This is a genomic window from Alcanivorax sp. HI0044 (genome assembly GCF_001634945.1).
On record NZ_LWEZ01000628.1, the window covers coordinates 1 to 981 of the forward strand.

The 981-nt window shown below is 53.1% G+C and carries 2 protein-coding genes; both read left to right on the forward strand.

Annotated features, from left to right (window positions below; all coding sequences use genetic code 11):
• Positions 1 to 20: 20 nt before the first annotated feature.
• Positions 21 to 116, forward strand: coding sequence for a hypothetical protein (locus A3730_RS30305; protein ID WP_231883891.1), 96 nt, complete (start codon positions 21 to 23; stop codon positions 114 to 116).
• 175 nt (positions 117 to 291) lie between these two features.
• Positions 292 to 981 (forward strand): hypothetical protein (locus tag A3730_RS07565; RefSeq protein WP_197477357.1); only part of this gene is annotated, 690 nt, incomplete at its 3' end.

Consider the following 981-nt stretch of genomic DNA (forward strand, 5'->3'; position numbering starts at 1 on the left):
TTGCCCTGCCTCCACCCCATGTGGGCCATCGCTTTGCCTTCGATGATGCTCATGCGGCGCTGGCACTGCTACAGTCAGGTAAATCGGTGGGCAAGGTGGTGCTGGAAATTTTGTGACACCAACAGCGCTGAATTTCTAACCTATTTAAACTGCCACAACGGTCACACCCCCTGACATTAACGTGATGGCCTACAGCACTGTCCGATATATCGCACATTCCCGGCCCCGGCGATTCCTATACTCCTTGTGACACCGGTATCAAACCGGACCAAGACCACACAAGGGGGAACGATGAAACTGACGTTAATGAGCCTTTTGCCTTGCATTCTGGCCCCTGCCGTTGCCACAGCCGGAGGTACCATTCACCTCAACAGCGAACCAGGGGATTATATTGGAGGCGGGATTACGCAAACGCTCTCTGACAGTACCGGAACCATCAGCCTGGATTACACACAATCCCGACTGACTCTGGGCTACGAAGACGCGAACACCGACCTGGACATGATTTTTTCTTCACCGGACAACCAGGTACTGGAAGAAGAGCACTATTTGAATGCACAACGAAATGCCTTTAAAGGTGCCTTGCGAGCAGGCCTTTCCGTTTCCATGAATCACCGCGGTTGCAACACCATTGACGGTGACTTCTTCATTCATGAACTGGATCTCGCGGCAGCGAATCCGGTCATAGCACTGGACTTCGTACAGTACTGCGGCAATAACGATGCCCCGCTGAACGGCAGCATCCGCATCAACTCCACTCTGCCAGAAAATTTACCGCATCCCGTTGCGGTTATTGAGCGCCCCATGCGCCAGCTCATTGACGACACCTCTGTAACCCTGTCTGCCGAAAAGTCGTATTCCGATAGCGGTGTTATTGCCGGCTACCAGTGGGAGCAATTGAATGGCCCCGCAATTACGTTGACGAACACGAACAGCGCAACACCATCTTTTACCGTTCCTTCCCTACCCCTGGATGGCGAA